The sequence below is a fragment of the Pseudoduganella namucuonensis genome, from assembly GCF_900116645.1.
GTDB classification, from domain to species: domain Bacteria; phylum Pseudomonadota; class Gammaproteobacteria; order Burkholderiales; family Burkholderiaceae_D; genus Rugamonas; species Rugamonas namucuonensis.
This window is the reverse complement of sequence record NZ_FPBO01000054.1, coordinates 20520-40379: the sequence shown is the minus strand read 5'-3', so window position 1 is coordinate 40379 and position 19860 is coordinate 20520. Positions and strand designations below refer to the sequence as shown.

General features: G+C 68.7%; 9 protein-coding genes. 8 read left to right on the top strand and 1 reads right to left on the bottom strand.

Annotated features, from left to right (window positions below):
* The coding region (locus tag BM436_RS33360) for a DUF4214 domain-containing protein (protein ID WP_177307727.1) at positions 1-14141 on the bottom strand (14141 nt) is incomplete at its 3' end.
* Positions 14142-14515: 374 nt separating this feature from the next.
* Here BM436_RS33360 and BM436_RS33355 point away from each other — a divergent pair.
* From BM436_RS33355 to fliE, 8 genes are read left to right on the top strand one after another with little or no spacing between them, the layout of a single operon-like run.
* On the top strand, positions 14516-15229 hold the full coding sequence (locus tag BM436_RS33355; protein WP_093560992.1) for a flagellar hook-basal body protein: 714 nt from the start codon (positions 14516-14518) through the stop codon (positions 15227-15229).
* Positions 15226-16008, top strand: coding sequence for a flagellar basal-body rod protein FlgG (flgG, locus tag BM436_RS33350; RefSeq protein WP_093560990.1), 783 nt, complete (start codon positions 15226-15228; stop codon positions 16006-16008). Before BM436_RS33355 ends, flgG begins: the two co-directional genes overlap by 4 nt.
* Before the next feature lie 24 nt (positions 16009-16032).
* The gene (flgA, locus tag BM436_RS33345) at positions 16033-17004 is read left to right on the top strand and encodes a flagellar basal body P-ring formation chaperone FlgA (RefSeq protein ID WP_093560988.1); all 972 of its coding nucleotides are present in this window, start codon (positions 16033-16035) and stop codon (positions 17002-17004) included.
* A 4-nt stretch (positions 17005-17008) separates the two neighbouring features.
* Entirely contained in the window at positions 17009-17593 is a 585-nt protein-coding gene (locus tag BM436_RS33340) for a flagellar basal body L-ring protein FlgH (protein ID WP_093560986.1), read from the top strand.
* A 3-nt stretch (positions 17594-17596) separates the two neighbouring features.
* Positions 17597-18718 carry a flagellar basal body P-ring protein FlgI gene (locus tag BM436_RS33335; RefSeq protein ID WP_093560984.1) on the top strand — a complete coding sequence of 374 codons (1122 nt, stop codon included), beginning with the start codon at positions 17597-17599 and terminating at the stop codon, positions 18716-18718.
* A gap of 34 nt (positions 18719-18752) precedes the next feature.
* Entirely contained in the window at positions 18753-19115 is a 363-nt protein-coding gene (locus BM436_RS33330) for a flagellar basal body rod protein FlgB (RefSeq protein ID WP_143133432.1), read from the top strand.
* Positions 19115-19555, top strand: a complete 441-nt coding sequence (flgC, locus tag BM436_RS33325; RefSeq protein ID WP_093560980.1) for a flagellar basal body rod protein FlgC — start codon at positions 19115-19117, stop codon at positions 19553-19555. Before BM436_RS33330 ends, flgC begins: the two co-directional genes overlap by 1 nt.
* Entirely contained in the window at positions 19552-19851 is a 300-nt protein-coding gene (gene fliE / locus BM436_RS33320) for a flagellar hook-basal body complex protein FliE (RefSeq protein ID WP_093560978.1), read from the top strand. Before flgC ends, fliE begins: the two co-directional genes overlap by 4 nt.
* Positions 19852-19860 lie beyond the last annotated feature (9 nt).

Genomic DNA, 19860 nt, shown 5'->3' with positions numbered 1-19860 from the left:
GGCGGCGTGGCGGCGCCGTCCAGCGCGTTGACGGTCTGCTCGATCAGCCGGTTGTCGTAGTTGTAGGTGTAGCGGATCTTCCAGTTCGGGTCGCGCGCGTCGGCCACCGACAGCAGGTTGCCCCAGCGGTCCAGGGTCAGCTTGTTGACGGCGGCGGTCTTGCGGGTGGCGACGCTGGTGGTGTCGACGCCGAGCTTGATGCCGTCGGCGAGGTAGCTCAGTTCCGACGTTTTAGCCGCGATCAACTGGGTCGTGGCCAGCACGGCGAGGCTTTGCTTGGTGTGGCCCTTGAACAGGTCGGCCGACAGGGCCAGCGCCGTGCCCACGCGGCTCATGAAGGCGGCGCGCATGGCCAGCCGGGTCGGGTTGCCCAGGCTGTAGGCCAGCAGGTCGGTGATCAGCTTGAGCGCGACCTTGCCGCGCGTGTTGCCGGCCACCGCCAGCAGGTTGGTGTAGGTGGTGATGTCCTCGGCGACGCCGGCGCTGTCCAGGCCCTGGCTGTACAGGCGCACGATGAAGTCGCGGTTGGCCAGCGTGGCCGGGTAGGCCAGCTTGCCCTCGGCGGAGTTGAGCATGTCCTGCGCCACCACGTCCAGCGCGGCGCCGGCGGCGGCCCGATCCATCCAGTACTGCAGGCCGGCCCGGTCCGGTGTGCGGCCGAAGATCACCGTGTAGAGTTGGGTCAGCTCCCTGGCCTGCGCCGCCAGCGGCGAGACCTTGGCGGCGGCCGCAGCGTCGGCGGCGACGGCTTCCTTGCGCAGCAGAGCCTCCGTCTGCGCGATGGTGTCGGTGGCGATGGTGGAACTGCTGGCGGCCACGATCAGCAACTGGGGCAGCCCCGAGAGCGCCGTCCTGACCTTGGTGTTGAAGGCGTTGGTGCCGGCCGTGGCCGTCTGGTGGGTCAGCTGGTCAATCAGGTCGAGCACCATCTGGGCCTTGCCGATGTAGGGCAGCTGGCCGTTCCAGTATGTATTTTCGGGACCAGGCACGCTGAGGGCGGTGCTGTTGGCGTACAGCTTGATGATGAACGTGCTGTTGGCCATGCCAGCGGGGTACACGGTGGGGTTGGCGGCGAACAGCTCGTCGATCAACTCCACCATGGTCTTGCCGTGCTTGAGCGCATGGTCGGCGGCGAGTATCTCGGCGGCGTTCGGCGCGCGCGCCAGCACCATGGTGTAGACCTGGGTCAGCAGCAGCACGTGCCGCGCGGCGGCCGGCATGGCGTCCAGGTTCTGTACCGCCTGCGTGTAGTCGCCCCGGGTGCGCGAGTAGTCGCCCTGGGCCTTGCTCAGCGTGGCGTCCTGGCCGACCACGGTCTTGAGCGTGGTGGCGTAGATTTGCGCCGCGGACAGCTCGGCCAGCGTGGTCACTTCGCGGCCGGTGTCGAGCGACACCAGCGCGAGCGCCGTGTTGGCGAGCTCGCGTTTGGCCCGCGCGTCGCGCTCGGCCGTGGAGGCGGTGGCGTTGGTGCGTTCCATGAACACGGCCAGCGCGTAGATGCGTTTCTTGAGGTCGTCCTGGGCCGTCTGCACGCTGGCCACGGCCGTGTTCAGGTTGCGCGTGGCCGTGCTGATCTTGCCGTCGATCGTCGCTTGCGCCGTCGCCAGCGCGGTGTCGTAGGCGGTGACGATCTTCTCGCCTTCCACCTGGTTGGCGTTCCACGCCGTCGTCACCTCGTCGAAATAGGCCGCGCGCAGGTAGGCCGGATGGCCGAACTCGACTTGCTTGGCGGCGAGCACGAAGCGGTACGACAGCGCCCAGAAGTTGGACTCGGGATAAGCCATCCAGTAGTCGTAGCCCGCCTGGTCCGGCGTGCGCAGCAGCACTGTGCTGTACAGGAATTTGACCAGGGCGTCTCGGTTGGGCAGGCTGCCCAGGAAGGAGCCGGCGATCTTCTCCATCGAGGTGGTGCCCGCGTGCAGCGCGGCGATCTGCGTCTTCAGCAACGTGTAGCTCAGCGGCTTGCGGAAGGCCACATACAGTTCGGTCAGCTCCTGCCGCTCGGGTGCCTCCAGCAGCGCGACTGCGGCGTCCTTGGCCGTGGCGGCCGTGATGACGGCGGGCTGGTCGGTGGCCACCAGCGCCTGGGCGGCTTCCAGGGCCAGGCCGGTGGTCACCACGTTCTTCTCGGCGGTGACGATGGCGGTCCTGGCCGTGCCGATGGCGCCTATGCCCGCCACCGAGCTGGTCGGCACCATCGCCAGCACGCCCGGTATCTGCAGCAGGGCGCTGGCGACCGCCTGTTCGAAGGCGATTTCGCGGGTCATCTCGGCGCTGGGCGCCTCCGGGTTGTTGATGGCGGCGTCGATGATGCCCACCGCCACGGCGCCCCGAGTGTAGCCCTGCAGGTCGATCTTGTCCTCCCAGAAGGTGCCGTCGGCGGCGGTCATGGCGCGGCCCAGCACTTGCTGGTAGATCTGCTCGACAAAGGCGCGCGTGCTGCCGGCCGCCGCGAACAGCGCGGCGCCTTCGTCGCTGTCGAGCATGTCGTCGGCGATGTCCTCCAGGCTGTAGCCGGCCTGGTATTCGCCGGTCCAGTAGGCCAGCCCGGCCATGTCGAGCGCCCTGGAGCGGCCCGAACCACGGTTGAGGACGCCTGTGAACAGGCGCGCCACGTCGAGCGCGGCGCGGCTGTCGACGGCCTGCGGGTTGGCCATCAGCGTGGCGGCGGTCTTGATCGGCGTGATTGCGGCGCTGGCCGCCGTGTTGGCCGCGTTGAGCTTGGCGGTGGCGTCGACCACGTCGGCGACGACCCGCGTCGGCTCGTTGACGATGGTGGTGAGCGCGGCGCTGACGCGCTGATGCAGGGCGCCGACCAGGCGCAATTCCTCGGCCTTGCCGGGCTCGGTGTCGGGCACCGTGGAATTCAGCATGGCGTCGATGAAGCCGGCCGCCAGTTCGCCGCGGTAATCGGGCCCCGGCAGCAGGTCGGTCCAGTACGCCAGGCCGGCGGCGTCCGGTTCGCGGCCCAGCACCTGCAGGTACAGCGTGGCCACGAAGGCCTCCGCGGCGGCGCGGTCCCACGGCTCGGCGGGCGGGTAGAGCAGGGCGCCTTCAGGGGAAGTGATCAGCATCTGGGCGACCGCGGCGTCCGATTCGCCGGCCAGCAACATCCGGCTGCGGTCGGTCAAGCCGCCGATGTCCAGCTTGGGATAGCCGGTCTGGCCTCGCTTCAGCAGGCCCACGTACAGGCGCGCCGCGCGCAGCACCGCGTTGGCGGTGGGCCTATTGGCTGTGGCGATGGCAATGGTCGCCGTGCTGAGGGCGGTGCCGGCCGTCACCAGCGGGCCGCCGGTGTTGACGGCCGCCTGCAGCAGCGGTCCGGCCTGGGTGGCGCCGGTGTAGAACTGCATCGCGTTGGCCTTCACCACCGGGGTGATGCTTTGCAGGCCAAGGGTGACCGCCGCCGACAGGTCGGACGCGGTCACCAGGGCCAGCATGTCCCTGGCCACGGTGGTGTCTTCTCCCGCCATGTCGAGCGCGTAGATCACGCCGACGGCCGCCTTGTTGTTGAACAGGGAGCGCTGCGCCTCGCTGGCCGCTGACGCGTCGCGCCGCAGCCAGGCGATGACGTCTTGCGTGAGCGCGCCGCGGCCTTGGGCCAGCTTTGGCATCATGTTCGCCAGCTCGGCGGCGGTCGGGGCGGCGCCGGTCACGTTGCGGTACAGGTGGGTGATGAAGTCGGCGTCGCTCATTGCCGGCAGTCCGGCCTCCTGGTCGGCATTGATCATGCCTTGCGCCACCTGGGCCAGCGAATTGCCGGTACGCATCGCGCCGAGCCAGAATTCCATGCCGGCCTTTTCCGGCGCGCGGTTCAGCAGGGCGGTGTACAGGCGCGCCACATCCATGCGCATGTCTTCCAGCGGGATGGCGCTGGCGGCGGCGTCCAGCGCGGTGGCCCGGTTCTGCGCGTTCAGCACGACGGTGTTGGCGTTGGCCACCGCGGCCACTGCGGCCGCTTGTGCTGTGGCGGCCGAGGTCACGGCGGCGATCATCGCCGTGCTAACCTCGGCGCCCTGGTTGCCCTGCAGCGTGTGCGCGTAGGTCAGGCCGACCGCGACCCTATCGAACAGCAGCGTGCGCGCGGCCAGGAAGGCCGCGTCGGTGCCGCCGTAGGTGGCGATTTTTTCGATGAACTGGGCGACGAACCCGCCCGGGGTCGACTGTGCGATGTCCGCTTGCGACTGGGTCAGTTCGGCGGCTGTCGGATCGCGTTGGAGCAAGGCCTGGTGGACGCGCGTGATGAGCGTCTGGTTGTATTGCGCGGCCGTCAAACCCGTTTTCGGATACCACTGCGCCGCCTGCGCCTCGGGCGTGTCGAGCAACGCGTCGGCGATGGCGGCCAGCGTCGCGCCGCCTTGCATGGCGGCGGTCCAGGTGGTCAGCGCGGCCCCTTCCGGTGCGCTGCCGAACAAGGCGATGTACAGCCGGACGATGCCGGCGCGTCGCTGCTCCAGCTGCGCCGCTTCGGTGCCGGCCTTTTTTGCGCCGTCGATGTCGGTCTTGGCCTGGGCCAGCACGCGCTCGGCGGTGGCGGCGTCGCTGCCGCCTTTCTCGACCAGATAATTCAGGAGCGCATCGAGGCGGCCCTGCAACTGCCACTGGTTCTCGTTGAGCAAGTCGGCGATGGCCTGGCCGCGGTTGCCCGGTTTGTCCATCTGCGCCACCCACTTCTCGATGTCGGCGAGGTAGGCCGGGTCGGCCGATTCCGGGCGATTCAGCGCGTCGCGGAACACCGCCTTGATGATCGTCCGGCTATCCGTGCCCAGGTGTTCCCTGCCTTCCGTTCCGGCCAGGAAATCTGCGGCCAATTGCGCCATGCTGATGCCGGTGTTGGCGCGCCCCACCCAGTAGTTCAGGCCCTGCGGATCCGGCGCGCGGTTCAGCAGCAGCAGGTAGAGGCCCATCACCAGGACGTTCTTGTTCAGCTTGGTCTCCGCAGTGATGCTGAGCAAGCCGCTGTCGCCGTCGGCGATGACGCCGGTGTCCGATTGCGTGACGGCCTTGTACTCGTAGGTGTTGCTGGCCAGTCCGGTGGTCAGGAACACCTTGTAATTGTCGATGGTCAGCAGGCGCGCCGCGCCGGCGTCCAGCCATGCCGCAGCGCCCTTGACGCGGTATTTCACCGCCGTCACCTTGGTCGCCGCGTCCGCGCGGCCGACCACGATCATCGCGTCGACATTGGTCTGGCTGCCGGCCTGGGTGGCGACGCGCCATTCCATGCCTTCGCGCTGCAGCACCTGCAGCGCGGTGTTGCCCACCAGGCTGGTGTCGACCACGCGCCCCAGCATGTCGTAGCGGGTTTCGGTGCGCATCAGGTCCGTCATGGCGACCGCGTCGGCGGCCTTTTGCACGCCCTTCAGGGCCTCGGCGTTGGCGCTCGTGCTGACCAGCTGCGCGCTGGCGCGGCCGAACGCGTCGAACAGCGTCACCCGGTACACGCCATCGCCCGCGTTGCTCAGCCAGGCATTGCCGGCCTGGTCGTAGGTGGTGGTGCTGAGGACGGTTTGAGCGCCGCCGGTCACGACGGCGGTGGCGACCACCTCGCCGAAGGCGTTGTAACCGGTGGTTCTGCGGGTCGCGGGCGTGTCGCCCCCCGCGATCAGGTTGACGTTGCCCGGCGTGACGGTGGCCACGGTCCTGCCCAGCGCGTCGTACTCCCTGATTTCGAACGCGGTCTGCTTGGCGCCATCGCTGTCGGTGACGACGCGCCATTGCTTGGCGACCCGGCCCTGCCTGTCATACGAACTGCGGGTGGTTGCGCGCCCCTGCGCGTACTGCTCGGCGTCCATCACCGCGATGGCCCGGCCGTACTGGTCGAAGCTGGAGGCCGTGACCCGGTTGGCGGAATTCCGGAGCGCCGCGGCGCTCAACTCCGTGTAGCCTTGTGCGCCCACGTTCTGCGCGCCGGTCGCGTAGTCGATGCGCAGCACCGCGTTGCCGTAAAGGTCGCGTTTGTATTCGGTCAGCGGCACGTCCGCGTTCGTGATGCCGGCGACCGCCGCGCTTTGCGCGCTCGCCACCGCCGTCACGCGGCCGAGCGCGTCGTAATAGGTGTAGGTGGCTCCCTTCAGCGCGTCGGTGACGGAGACCCGGTTGCCGGCGGCGTCATAGGTGACCGACGTGGTCAGCGTCGCGTTGGCGACCGTGGTGGCGGCGTCGGTGTTGTCGGTGTACGTCACGCCGTACTTCGATTCGGTGAGGCGGCGGTTCAGCGCGTCGTAGGTGTAGCCGGTCTTGCGGTCGAAGGCCGGGTTGTCGGCCGGCTGTCCATAGGTGTAGTCGTCCCAGGTTTCCAGGGCATCGCTGTATTCGATCCTGGTCTTCAGGTTGCCGGCCGGGTCATACTCGTAGGTGTTCAGGTAGCCGCTGCGCGACGTCGCGGTCTCGGACAGCGCCGCGATCTCGGCCACGAGCCTGCCGCTCACGTTGTAGTACATCCGGCTCACCGCGGCGGCGGTCAATTGCTTGCCGGCCGCGTCCGCGCCGTAGACGGACACCATGCGCACCTCGCCGAAGGCGTTGTAGACGGTGTCGGTGACTTTGCCCGCGGTGATGTAGGACGTCGCGCCCAGGGTGGACTGGTCGTACAGTGCCGCCAGCGGTTCGCTTACCTTCACAGTCCGGCCCAGCGCGTCGTAAGCGGTGCGGATGGTTCGGTCCTCGGCCGCCTTCACCGTCACCTTGACTTTCAACAGGTCGGCATTGGTGAGTTCCGTCGTCAGCGGGTCGGCCACCAGGGCCGTGGCGTAGCGCGTCAGGGTGGTGACGGCGCCAAACGTGTCGCGCTCGTAGCCGGTGACGTTGCGGTTCGCGTCGACCTCGTAGCGCACCCGCCCCAGCTTGTCGTACGCCTTGTAGCTCTTGGCGCCGCCGACGTCGACGTTGGCGATCGCGTTGCCCAGCGTGTCATAGGTGACGGTCGTGACGCGAATCCCGGAATGCGTTTCCAGCGCGGCGACCGAACCGGCGGTCGACAGGACTTCGCGCGAGGGGTCGTATACGCTGACGGAGTCCTGGATGGTGTGGGTCCGCCGGCCCAGCGCATCATAAAGGTACTCGGTGGCGCGGCGGGTGGCGTCGACTTCGGCAGCGGCTGCCTCGTCATAGCCGACCTCGGTACGTTTCACCAGGTTGTTCAGCGTGTCGTATTCCAACCGGGTCTTCAAGGCCAGGTTCTTTGGCACGCCCCAATTGCCCATGGTCGTCGCCAGGCCGCCGTCGTACACCGCCACCCGCGGCGTCAGCTCTTGCACCAGGCGGCCGGCCTGGTCGTATTCGTAGGTCCAGGTGTGTTGCGCCTTGTTGGTATAGCTGGTCTTGCGGCCCAGCGCGTCGTACTGGAACGATTCCGTGGCGCCCATGGCGTCGCGCACCAGCCGCACGTTGCCCATGTTGTCGTACTCGGTGCTCGAAATGCGCGCCAGGTTGCGCTGCCACTGGTCGTGGCCTTGCAGGCTGATCGCATACGTGCTGTAGTCGCCGCCCGTCAGGCGCTCGGGGAATTCCAGCGTGTTGACGGCGCGTCCCAGCGCGTCGTACTGGATCTCCTTGAAATAGCCTTCCGCGTCGATGGTGTAGCGCAGATTGTGGCTCTGGTCGTAGGCGTAGCGGGTGATGCGGTCGCGCTCGAGGAAATACCATGGCAGCAGCGCGTTGACGTCGCCCTCCGTCGCGGTGACCTTCACCGAGGCCATGGCGACCGCGTCGAGCGGCTTGTCGTAGCGCACGATGGTGGTGACGTTGCCGAAGATGTCGTAGCTGCGCTCCGTCACGGCGCCCAAGGCGTCGATGGTGTAGACCGGCTGGTTGCTCATGTCGTATACCGTGCGGGTGACGCGGTCAAGCGCGTGCGCGGCGGGCGCCACCACGCCGGAGGGCTTGGTGTAGTACTCGATGGTCTGGGCCACGTTGCCGCGGCTGTCGTAGACCTGCGCGGTGGCCGCGCCGGTGGCGTCGATGGTGAGCACCCTGCGTCCCGCGGTGTCGTAGGCGTGCCGGGTGGTGCGGTCGCGGGCCGCGTCGAGCGCCACGCCGGTCCGCAGGTCGGCCGGCGGATTGTCCACCACCCACGCGGTGGCGTGGCGGGTGGTGCTGGTCAGGTTGCCGAACGCGTCGTAGTCGCTGCGTGTGGCGGCCCATTGCTGCTTGCCGTCCGCGTTCAAGCCGAGCGAGCTGGCGGTCGCCGACACCCGGCCCTTGCCGTCATAGGCGTAGCGCGTGACCGTGTCCTTGAACGAGGCCGGCAACGCCAGCGCCAGCAGCTCGCCGGCGGACGGGGCCAGCTTGCGCAGCGTCTCCGCGTGGAGCGTGCGGATGGCGACGTCGCCGAACGAGTTGTACTGCAGGCGCTCTACGCTCCACTCGGTCGCATCCTCGGCGGAGGTGGCGCCCTTGACGAAACGCAGGGCGGTGGCCGTGACGGCCAGGCGTCCGGCCTTGTCGTAGGCCATGCGCTGCACCGAGTCGCGCTCCGAGCGGTTGGCGGGGTCGTCCAGCCATGCCAGCACCTGCGCGTCGGTGGGTGCGGTGCCCGCCACCTTCATGGCGGTGGCGTGGCCGATGCGTTCCACGAGGTTGCCGTCGGCGTCGTACACCTGCCGCACCACGGACCAGTCGCCACTGATGGCGCCTTGCGCGTCCTTGCTGCCCTGCTTCAGGACGAGGGTCGCGATCGGCCTGCCGCTGGCGTCGTAGACCTGGCGCTGGCGGACGTCGCGCAGCATGTCGGCCACGGGGGCCCCGGCGGTCGAGAGCGTGCCGTGGCTGACATGTTCGGTGATCCTGCCGGCGGCATTGTATTGGAACGATTCGGTGCGCCCGGATGCGTCGCGCGTCAGCACCACGTTGCCCATGTTGTCGTACTCGGTGCTGGCGAAGAGAGCCTGTCCACGCTGCGTCTGGCGCTCGGCCTGCGGCGCGATGGCCTGCAGGCTGTGGTCCCATCCGGTCAGCGGCTCCAGGAATTCCAGCGTGCCGACGACGCGTCCCAGGGTGTCGTATTTGAATTCCTTGAAGGAACCGTCGTCGTCGACGCTGTAGCGCAGCCTGCCATCCTGGCCGTACGCGTGGTAGACGGCGCGCGCGCGCCCGCCGTTGATCTCCGGAATCAGGTTAGCCACCGTGGCCGCCGTCGAGGTGGCCGTGAGTTTGGCCAGGGTGGTCGGCTTGAACGGCGTCTCATAGCGCAGAACGGCGGTGACGTTGCCGAAGTTGTCGTAGCTGCGTTCGGTCACGGCGCCCATCGGATCGATGGTGTACACCGGCCTGTCGTTCAGGTCGTACAGGGTGCGGCTGCCGCGGTCCGCCGCGTTGACGGCGGGTACCACCAGCGATCCGGGCTTGGTGACATACTCGATGGTCTGGACCAGGTTGCCGCGGCTGTCGTAGACCAGCGAGGTGGCCGCGCCGCTGGCGTCGACCGTCAGTTGCAGACGGTTCACGGCGTCGTAGCCATTGCGGGTGACGCGGTCGCGCGCCGCGTCGGCGACCACGCCGGTCTTCAGGTCGGCGGGCGGCTCATTGATGACCAGCGCGTTCGCGTAGCGCGTGTTGACGGTCAGATTGCCGGCCGCGTCGTAGTCGTTGCGCGTGATGGCCCACTGCTGCGTGCCCAGCGCGTTCAAGCCGAGCGCGGTGGCGGTGGCGATGACGCGGTTCGCGCCATCGTAGGCGTAGCGCGTGACCGCGTCCCTGACGGAGGCGGCCACCGCCAGCAGTTCGTCGCCGACGGGCGCCAGTTTGCGCAGCGGCTCCTCATGCACGGTGCGGTGGGAGACATTGCCGAAGGCGTCATACTGCAGGCGCTCGACGCTCCATTCGATCGCGTCCTCGGCGGCGCTGGAGCCCTTGACGAAGCGCAGGGCGGTGGCCGTGGCCATCAGGCGCCCGGCCTTGTCGTACGCCATGCGCTGCACGGTGTCCCGCGGCGTGCGGTTGGCGGGGGCGTCCAGCCACGCCAGCACCTGCGCGTCGGTGGGGGAGGCGCCGGCCACGTTCATGGTGCCGGCGTGGCCTATGCGCTCGATCGGATTGCCGTCGCGGTCGTACACCTGGCGCACCACGGACCAGGTGCTGGAAACGGCTCCCTGCGCGTCCTTGGCGCCTTGTTTCAGAACCAGCGTGGCGCTTGCCCTGCCGTTGACGTCGTAGAGCTGACGCTCGCGCACGTCGAGCGCGATGTCGGACAGCGTGCCCGCCGCGATCGCGGCGCGGATGTCGGCCGCGCTGGCGCCGGCGGCCGCCGGTTTGCCGTAAGTGACACGCTCGGTGACGTTGCCGGCGGCGTCGTAGCTGAACGCGGTGACCACGCGCGCGTTGTCGATGGTGGCCAGGACGCGCCCGTCGGCGCCGTAAATGGTTTGCCGCGCGCTGTCGGCGCCCGCCACCTCGGCGGTGCCGCCCGCCGTGCCCAGTTGCACCTGGCGGATGGCCTCGCCGAAGTTGTTGTAGCTGGTCAGCGTGTGGTTGCCCAGCGCGTCGCGGTAGTCGATCACCTGGCCGCGCGGATTGTAGCTGTAGGCTTGTACCCGGTTGCCGGCATCGGCCTTGCCCAGCGTGGCGGCCTCGGTGGCCAGGCCCTTGAGGAGCGCGGCGTTGACGCGCGGGGCGTACTGGGTGGTCGTGCCGACCTGGCCCAGGTCGTCGTAGGTCCGGCCCTCCACCTCGCCCATCGCGTTGACGGTGTAGCTGAGGCGCCCCTTGGCGTCGTAGTAGTTCAGCGTGCGCTGGTTGCCCGTGGTGCCGGCGAGGGCGGTGGCCAGGTCGGTGGTGGCGAACGTGGTGCCGCCGCCGCGCGCGGCGGCCACCGTGGCGGCGCCCAGGATGCCGCCGTAGACGATGGTGCTGTCGACCTGGTTGTAGCGGTTGTAGGTGCGCCCCGTGACGGTGCCGGCGCCGTCGAGCGTGTAGCGCAGCCGCCCGATGTTGTCGTAGTAATAGGCTTCGACGTGGTCGGCGGGCTTGGACAACGTCGCCATGATGGTGTTGAACGCGGCCTCGTTCTGGCCGCCGTTCAGCGTGGCCAGCTTGGCGGCGTCGATCGGCGTGGCGTAGCGGATGGATTTGACGGCGCGGCCGAACGCGTCGTACTTCTGCTGCGCCACCTCGCCGTTGCCGTTGACGGTGTGGGTCAGGCGGCCCACGTTGTCGTAGTAGAACAGCGTGCGCGCGCCGCCCGCGGCGGTGGTGCTGGCGCGCAGGCCCTGCTTGTTGTAAGTGTGCCGTATCGCGTATTGCCGCCAGATGGCGTCCAGCTCGGCCGGCGTGACCGCGTCGGCCAGCTTGCCGGCGCCTTCCGCGTTCAACTCCTCGGTCAGCCGGCCCTGCAGGTCGTAGCGCTGCTTCACGGCGCGCGCGGCGCCGCCCACCTGGCGGGATGTCTCGACGACATTGCCCTCGGCGTCATACGCGTAGCGCGTGACGATGCCGGCCTGGTCGGTTTCCGTTTCCAGCTGGTTGCGCGCGGTGTGGGTGTAGCTGACGGCGCGGTCCTCGGCGCTGGCGGTCACGCCCAGCTTGGCGATCGTGGCGCCGGCCGGGGTGGCGACCGGCGTGGCGTAGCGTATGCGCCGTTCCACGTTGCCGGCCGCGTCGTAGCGCGTTTCGGTGAGCTGGTTGTAGCCGTCGATCACGCCCACCTGCTGGTGCCGGCTGTTGTACAGGAAGCGCTGGCTGAGGTCGGCGGCGGTGGCGGCGGGGCGCATCAGGTCGACCGTGGCGGCGGCGCGGCTGGCGTCGGCCACCGCCGTGGCGTAGGTGACGGTCTTGACCAGCATGCCGGCGCCGTCGTAGAAGTTTTCCGTCAACAGGCCGTCCGGGTCGAGTTTGCCCACCAGCTTGCCGTCGGCGTCGTACAGCGTGCGGCTGATCCGGTCGGCCGCCGAGACGGTCTGGGTGAACGAGACCGGCACGTACACCGCCGCCAAGCTGGCGGTCGCCACCAGGGTGGCGCGCAGCGTCACCGTCACCAGGCGCGAGGCGCCGTCGTAGTCGTAGTGGGTCAGGGCGCCGCTGGCGTCGACGTTGTCGGTCAGGCGGCCGGCCTTGTCGTACAGGTTCCAGGTGCTGACGTCGGCGCTGTCGGCCACCGGGCGCAGCGTGCTCACAAGCACCTGCTTGGCGTTGTCCTGGGCGTCGAACAGGGTCGCGATGGCGGCCGCCGTCACCGGGGTGGCGTAGCGGGTGGTGCGCGTGACCTGGTCGTTCGGGTTATAGAAATACTCGGTCAGGTAGCCGTTCAGGTCGATCTCGCCGGACTGGCGGCCGGCGGCGTCGTAGACATGATAGGACTTCAGCGTGTCCTGGTATTCGCTGCGCACCAGCCTGCCGGCGCTGTCGTAGACGTTGCGGGCGCCGCTCAGCACCGTGGCCGGCGCCGCCTTGTCGGCCCGCGTGACCTGGATGGCGCGGCCGTTGCGGTCGAACGCGGTGCTCGTCACCAGGCCGCCGGCCTGGGTCGTGCTGATCTTGCCGCCGGTGGCCAGGTCCTCGTAAATGGTCGTGGTGCTGTTGCCCAGCGCGTCGACGGTGCTCAGCAGGCGGCCCAGGCCGTCGTACGCGTAGCTGGTGGCGTTGCCCTTGCCGTCGATGGATAGTCGCAACTGGCCGTGCTGGTCATAGACCAGATTGGTCTCCACCGCGGCGCCGACGGCCTGGTTCTCCAGCATGGCGTAGCTGGTGGTTTTCTTCACCAGGCCGCGGTCGTAGTCATAGTCGCTGCGGTTGATCAGCGCGTTCTTGACCGGCGATGTCTCCGCCCAGGCGGCCAGCGCGGCCAGCGTGGGCGCGCCGGCGCTGTAGGCGGCGCCCGCGTACTCGAGGGCGTTGCGCAGCAGGCCGGCGCCGTCGTAGCGGTATTCCTGCACCCGGCCCGCCGGGCTGACGGTAAAGCGCAGGTGGGTGGTGCTGGCGTCGTAGACAAAATGGGTGGTCAAGGGCTGGCTCGCCGCCTGCGCGCCCGCGCCGTCGGGATCGGCGGCCAGGTAGCGCGTTTCCGTCAGCAGCTTGTTGGTCGCCAGGTCGTAGCTGCGCGTGACCGTGTTGCCCATGGCGTCGCGCTCGAGCACGCGGTTGCCGTTCGCGTCGTAATCGAACGCGGTTTCCTGGCCCCGGGCGTCCAGTATCTTCGTCACGTTGCCATTGCCGTCGTAGGTGAACGTGGTCACCTGGCTGGCGGTGGCCGTGGCGGGCGCGGTGACGGACAACAGCTGGCCTTTGCTGTCGTAGCTGTACACCGTCTTGTTGGCGTAGGGGTCGGTGACGGTGGTCTTGCCGTCGATGCTGGTGTCGAATGTCGTGATCTTGGCGTTGCCGTCGATCATGGTGGCCACCCGCCAAGCGCCCCGCACCAGCAGATAGGTGAAGGAGACCTTGGTGCCATCGCTTTGGGCGATGCTGGCGATCTGGTTGCTGGTGTCGCGGTAGGTGTAGGTCGTGACGTAGGGCGTTTCGCCCGCGATGCCGTGGATTTCCGGCGACAGGTCGGTGGTGACGGTTTCCAGCCGGTTCAGCGCGTCGTAGGCGTAGCGCACCTGGATGGCGAGCGTGCCGCCGGAGGTGATCGTGCGAACCTGGCTCAGGTTGCCATTTGTGTAGTCGAAGGCCAGGATATCGCCGCTGGCGTCGATCACCTGGTCCAGCGTTCCGGACGCGTTGTATTTGTACTGTACGCGATTGCCGTCCTGGTCATAGGCATCGGTGATCCGGCCCGCTTGGGCGCCGTCGTAGAGCTCGCGCATGCCGGCCTGGTCCCGGCGCTCGCTGGTCCAGGTCCACTGCTGGCTCGCGGCGTCCAGGCTCAGGTTGCGGTAGGCGCCACCGCCGTCGGTGCCGCGATACATGCCCAGCGCCGCGTCATAGGTGTACAGGGAACCGCTGCCGTCGGTATCGACCAGGGTCACGGTGCTGCCGGCCGTGTTGGCGGCGCCGGTCAGGCCGGTGACCTGCCTGGTCATGCCCACCCGCCAGTTCGAACCCAGGCCGTTGCCGTCGTTGCCCAGGGAGTTGTAGGTCCTGGTCAGGTTCAGGTCGATGCCGTGCGAGGCCAGGAACTCGTCCTGGTGCTGCACTACCAGGTTGCCGGTGGCGACGTTGACGTAGGCGGCCTCCTTGCCGCTGCCGGTGACGGCGTTGCCGAACATTCCTTGCTGGCCTAGTACCGATGCCGAGCCCGTGAACAACCCCAAACCGCTTCCACTAACCACTGCAACCATGCAAACACTCCTAGAATTGAATGACGAGCGCTGAATACGCAGCGCCTTTTGCAAGGTATCCAAAGATTTTGGGAAAAGTTAAGGAAATCCGGAAATTTATTTTGCCCTGGACAAATATTAACTTTGTGTAATTTTTGTTGTTATGTAACAATTCGATAGATTTCACATTCACAACAGCTGATATCATTTTGCAACTCGACATGGCTGTTGTACCAATTCCCCAGGTTCCTCGGTGCAAGATCCCCGCTAAACACAGCGATGTTATGAAAACGTTTTCAATAGTTGACCGAGGAAATGCATAAATGGACGTGATGAAAATCGCCGCCGCGGGCATGCAGCGCGACCTGCAGAAAATGGAAGGCATCAGCCAGAACGTGGCGAATGTGCTGACCCCCGGCTACAAGCGGCAGATATTCACCGCCCAGGCCTTCGTGCAACAGGTGGACCAGGGCTTGCGGCTGGCCGAGGCGGCCGCCGGACTGAAGTCCATCGACGCCAGCCAGGGCACGCTGCGCCAGACCGGCAATCCGCAGGACGTCGCCATCGAGGGCGACGGCTACCTGGAGGTGGCGACGCCCGACGGCCCGCGCTATACGCGCCAGGGCGCGCTGCGGGTCGACAACGCCGGCCGCCTGGTGGGCGCCGGCAACCTCCCGGTGATGGGGCTGGGCGGCGAGATCGCGCTGGCCGGCGGCGCCTTCACCATCGACGCGCAGGGCCAGGTGCGCCAGGGCGACCGGATCGCCGGGCGCCTGAAGGTGGTGCGCTTCGCCGACGCCGGCCAGTTGCAGCCGGTGGGCGGCGGCATGTACGCGCAGGGCGCCGCCGGCTTCGCCGCCGACGGCCTCGAACCCCGGGTGCGCGCCGGCCACCAGGAAAACTCGAACGTGGACTCGGCCCGGGAGATGGTGGGGCTGGCTGAAACCGTACGTCATTTCGAAGCCTTGCACAGGATCGCCCAGGGGTACGACGAAGTGTTGGGCAACACCATCAGGAAGCTGGGAGAATTCAATTGAACGACGCGCTTTATATCGCCGCCACCGGCATGCACACGCAGCAGCGCAGCGTGGACACCATCGCCAACAACCTGGCCAACGTCAACACGCCCGGCTACAAGAAGGGCCGCGTCAACTTCGAGGACATGGTCTACCGCGGCATCGGCGGCGCGGCGCAGGCGCAGGGCGGCCAGGCTCCCGCCAGCCTGTGGCAGGGCACCGGCGTCGGCATGCTGTCGCTGAGCAAGGTGTTCACCCCGGGCGAGATCAAGAAGACCGATTTGCCGCTGGACGTAGCGATCCAGGGCGACGGTTTCCTCGAAGTGGTGGCCACCGATGGCGCGGCCGCGTACAGCCGCGGCGGCTCGCTGATGGTCGACAAGGACGGCCTGCTGGCCACCGCCGACGGCCACGCGCTCAAACCGGGCATCCACGTCGGCGTGGACGCCCAGGAGATCACGCTGAAGGCCGACGGCCGCGTGCTGGTGCGCAACCGCGAGCAGGGCGAGGCGGTCGAGGTGGGGCGCATCGAACTGACGCGCTTCTCCGACACCACCGGCCTGGTGGCGATGGGCGGCAACCTGTACCGGCCGTCGGAACGCTCCGGCGACGCCATATACGGCCGTCCGGGCGAGGACGGCATGGGCGGCATCGCCCAGGGCCACCTGGAATCGTCCAACGTCAAGCTGATCGAGGAAATGGTGGACCTGATGGTCGCCCAGCGCGCCTACGAGAGCAGCGTCAAGGTGATACAGGCGTCCGATGAGATGCTTGCGATGAGCAACAACCTGCGCAAGTAAATCCTCACCGGCTTTCGATTCCCCATGACCATCCATCTGGCATTGCGCCTGCTGCCGGCGTGCGGCCTCGCTTGCGCCGCCCAAGCCTGGGCCGCCGAGATCGTGCTCGACCTGCGGGACGAGGTCCTGCTGGCGCAGCCGCGGGCCCGCCTGGCCGACGTGGCCCGCGTGCACGCGCCGGACGCCGCGCTGCGGCAAGCGCTGGAAGCGCTGCCGGTGGCGTCCGCGCCGCTGGCCGGCCAGGTGGAACGGCGCAGCCGGATCGAACTGGAGGCGGCCCTGAAGGGCCAGCCCGCCATGCGCGGCCACAGCATCGCATGGCAAGGCGCCGCAGGCGTGCGCATGCGCACGGAAAGCGTGGCGCTGGACGGCGCGCGGCTGGCCGAAGCGGCCGGCGACCACCTGCGGCAACACTACGGCGCGGGCTACGAGCGTTTCGAGGCGCGCCCCGTGGCCGCGGTGCCGGACGTGGCCGTGCCGGTGGGCCCGCTGCGCCTGGTGGCGCGCCCGCTGGACCGGCCGCGGCCCGCCGCGCGCGTGGCGGTGTGGGTGGACGTGCTGGTGCGCGACACCGTGTACCGCTCGGTGGTGGTGCCGATGTCGGTGGCGGCCTGGCGCCAGGTGTATGTGGCGAAACGCGCGGCGTCCGAGGGCGCCGCGGCCGCCGGCGATTTCGAGTGGCGCGCGCGGGACGTGGCGGCGCTGGCGGACGATCCGGCGGAAGCGGCCGACCTGGCCCCCGGCGCGCGCCTGCGGCAGCCGGTCGCGCCGGGACAGATATTGCTGCGCAAGCAGCTGGCGCCGGGCGGCATGGTGCTGCGCGGCGAACGGGTGCGCCTGCTGGCGGGCGCGGACGGCATCCGCATCGAGACCTCGGCCGTGGCCGAGGCGGACGCGGCGCTCGGTCAGCCGGTGAAAGTGCGCCCCGGCGCGGATGGCGCCGCGGTCATGGCCCGGGTGACGGCGCCCGGCGTGGTCAGTTTGGAAGAAAGATAGAACGATGCGATACGGATACTTTTTGCCGGTCCTGGCCTGGGCCGCCTGCGCGGCCTGCGCCGCGCCGCCCGCGCAGGCCACCAGCCTGTACCAGCCCGCCACCTACCAGCCCTACACCTCCGACCTGCGCCCGCGCAGGGTGGGCGACCTGATCACGGTGATGGTCTATGAAAGCTCCAGCGCCAGCAGCAGCGCCAACACCAGCGCCGGCCGCGACGCGGCCGTGGGCGTGGAGGTGCACGCGGCCGGCAGGGCGCACGGCGCCGGAGCCGCCGCCAACAACCAGCTCGACGGGCGCGGACGCACCGAGCGCGCCGGGCGCGTGCTGGCCCAGATCACGGTCGCCATCCGCGAGATCACGGAATCGGGCGACCTGATCGTCGCCGGCGAGCAGCTGCTGGAAGTGAACAATGAAAAGCAGCAGATCAAGGTCGAGGGCCGCGTCCGCGCGCAGGACGTGTCGGACGCCAACGTGGTGCTGTCGACCCGCATCGCCAACGCCAGGATCAGCTACGCCGGCGAGGGCGACCTCTCCAATATCCAGCGGCCGGCCTGGTGGCACCGCTTCCTCACCCTGTTCGGACTGTAAGCGATGAGGCATCCCTTCCTGTGCGTGGCACTGGCGCTGGCCGGCCTGTTCGGCGCCGCCCTGGTCCAGGCCGACACCATCCGCATCAAGGACATTGGCAAGATCGCCGGCTGGCGCGAGAACGCGCTGACCGGCTACGGCCTGGTGACCGGCCTGGCCGGCACCGGCGACTCCAGCCGCAACAAGGCCACCCGCCAGTCGATCGCCAACATGCTGGCGCGCTTCGACATGACGGTGGTGGCGGACGACGTGCAAAGCCGCAACGTGGCGGCGGTGATGGTGACGGCGCGCCTGTCGCCGTTCGCCCGCGCCGGCGACGCGCTCGACGTCACCGTGACCTCGCTGGGCGACGCGCGCAGCCTGGTGGGCGGCGCGCTGATCCTGGCGCCGCTGAAGGCGGCCAACGGCCAGGTCTACGCGCTGGCCCAGGGCGCGCTGTCGGTGGGCGGCTACAAATACGACTTGAACGGCAACGTGGTGCAAAAGAACCACCCGACGGTGGCCTCGATACCGGGCGGGGCGACGGTCGAGCAGGGCGTGCCCAACGACGTCACCAACGGCGGCCAGCGCGTCACCTTCGTGCTCGCCGAGCCGGACTACACCACCGCCAGCCGGGTGGCCGCCGCCATCAACCGCGGCCTGGGCGCGCAACTGGCCGTGGCCGAGGACGCAGGCGGCATCGAGATCCGCATCCCCGAGGAGCGCCGCGGCCGCCTCAACGACTTCCTGATGGCGGTGGAGAACGTGCAGGTCGAGCCGGACCGGCGCGCCAGGGTCGTCATCAACGAGCGCACCGGCACCGTGGTGGCCGGCGCGGACGTGCGCATCTCGCGCGTGGCGGTGTCGCACGGCGAGCTGAAGGTGAGCATCCTGACCGAGAACGCCGTGTCGCAGCCGTCGCTGGTGGCCAACACCGGGGCGGACGTGCGCACCGCGCTGGTGTCGAACAGCCGGGTCGAGGTCGAGGAGCGCGGCGAGACCGGCCTGGTCACGGCCAACGGCAACACCGTGGCCGACCTGGTGCGCTCGCTGACCCGCATCAAGACCAATACCCGCGACATCATTTCCATCCTGCGCGCGGTGAAGGCGGCCGGCGCGCTGCACGCCGAGCTGGTGGTCCAGTGATGGCGCTCTTTTCATCTTTTTCCCGGAGCATGCCTTGGTTTCCCTAGTCGATCCCGCCACCGTTAATTTGCTGACCCTGGCGCTGGACGCCACCGCCATGCGCCAGCACGCGATAGCCCAGAACATCGCCAACGTCAACACGCCCGGTTACCAGCGCCTCGGCGTCGGTTTCGAGAGCCGCATGGAGGAGCTGAAGGCGGCCGCGGCGCGGGGCGCGGGCAAGGCCGGCCTGGCCGAGTTCCGCCCGGTGTTCGAGCTGGCGCCGGACGAGGCCGTCACGCTGGAGACGGAAATGGTGGCGTTGTCCGAGAACACGCTGCACCACCAGGCGCTGCTGAAGGCGCTGAACAAACAGATGGCGCTGATGAGCGTCGCGATCAACGAAGGAAAACGTTAATGGACTATCACGCGGCATTCCAGATCAGCGCCAGCGGCATGGCGGTGGAAAAACTCAGGCTTGACGTCACCGCCGCCAACATCGCCAACATGAACAGCGCCGCCGCCTCGGCGGACCAGGTCTACCGCCCGCTGCGCGTGCTGGCGCAGGCCGCGCCGCTCAGCTTCGGCCAGCAGTTCGGCCAGCTGTACGGCGCGGTGGCCGGCGGCGGCGTGGACGTGCTGGGCGTGGCGCCGGAGGCGGCCGCGCCGCGCATGGTGCACGAGCCGGGCCATCCGTACGCGGACGCCAAGGGCATGGTGGCCTACCCGGGCGTGAACCACACGCAGGAAATGGTCAACATGAGCACGGCCCTGCGCGCCTACGAGGCGAACGTGGCGGCGATGAACGCGGCCAAGACCATGGCGGCGCGCGCGCTGGAAATCGGAGGCCAGCAATGACGGTCGAGGCGATCGGCGCGGTGGCGGCGGTGGCCGCGCCCCAGGCGGCGCCGGTGGCGGCCGTGGCGCCGCCGGACGGCAGTTTCGGCAACTGGTTCGCCGGCGAGCTGAACGCCGTGAACGCGACGCTGGTGCGCGCCGACGAGGGCGTGCGCCAACTGGCGGCGGGCGAGGCGACCAGCCTGCACGAGGTGATGATCCAGCTGGAGGAGGCCAAGATGTCCTTCCAGCTGCTCGCGCAGGTGCGCAACCGGCTGCTGGAAGCGTACCAGGACGTGATGCGGACGCAGGTGTAAGCGATGGCG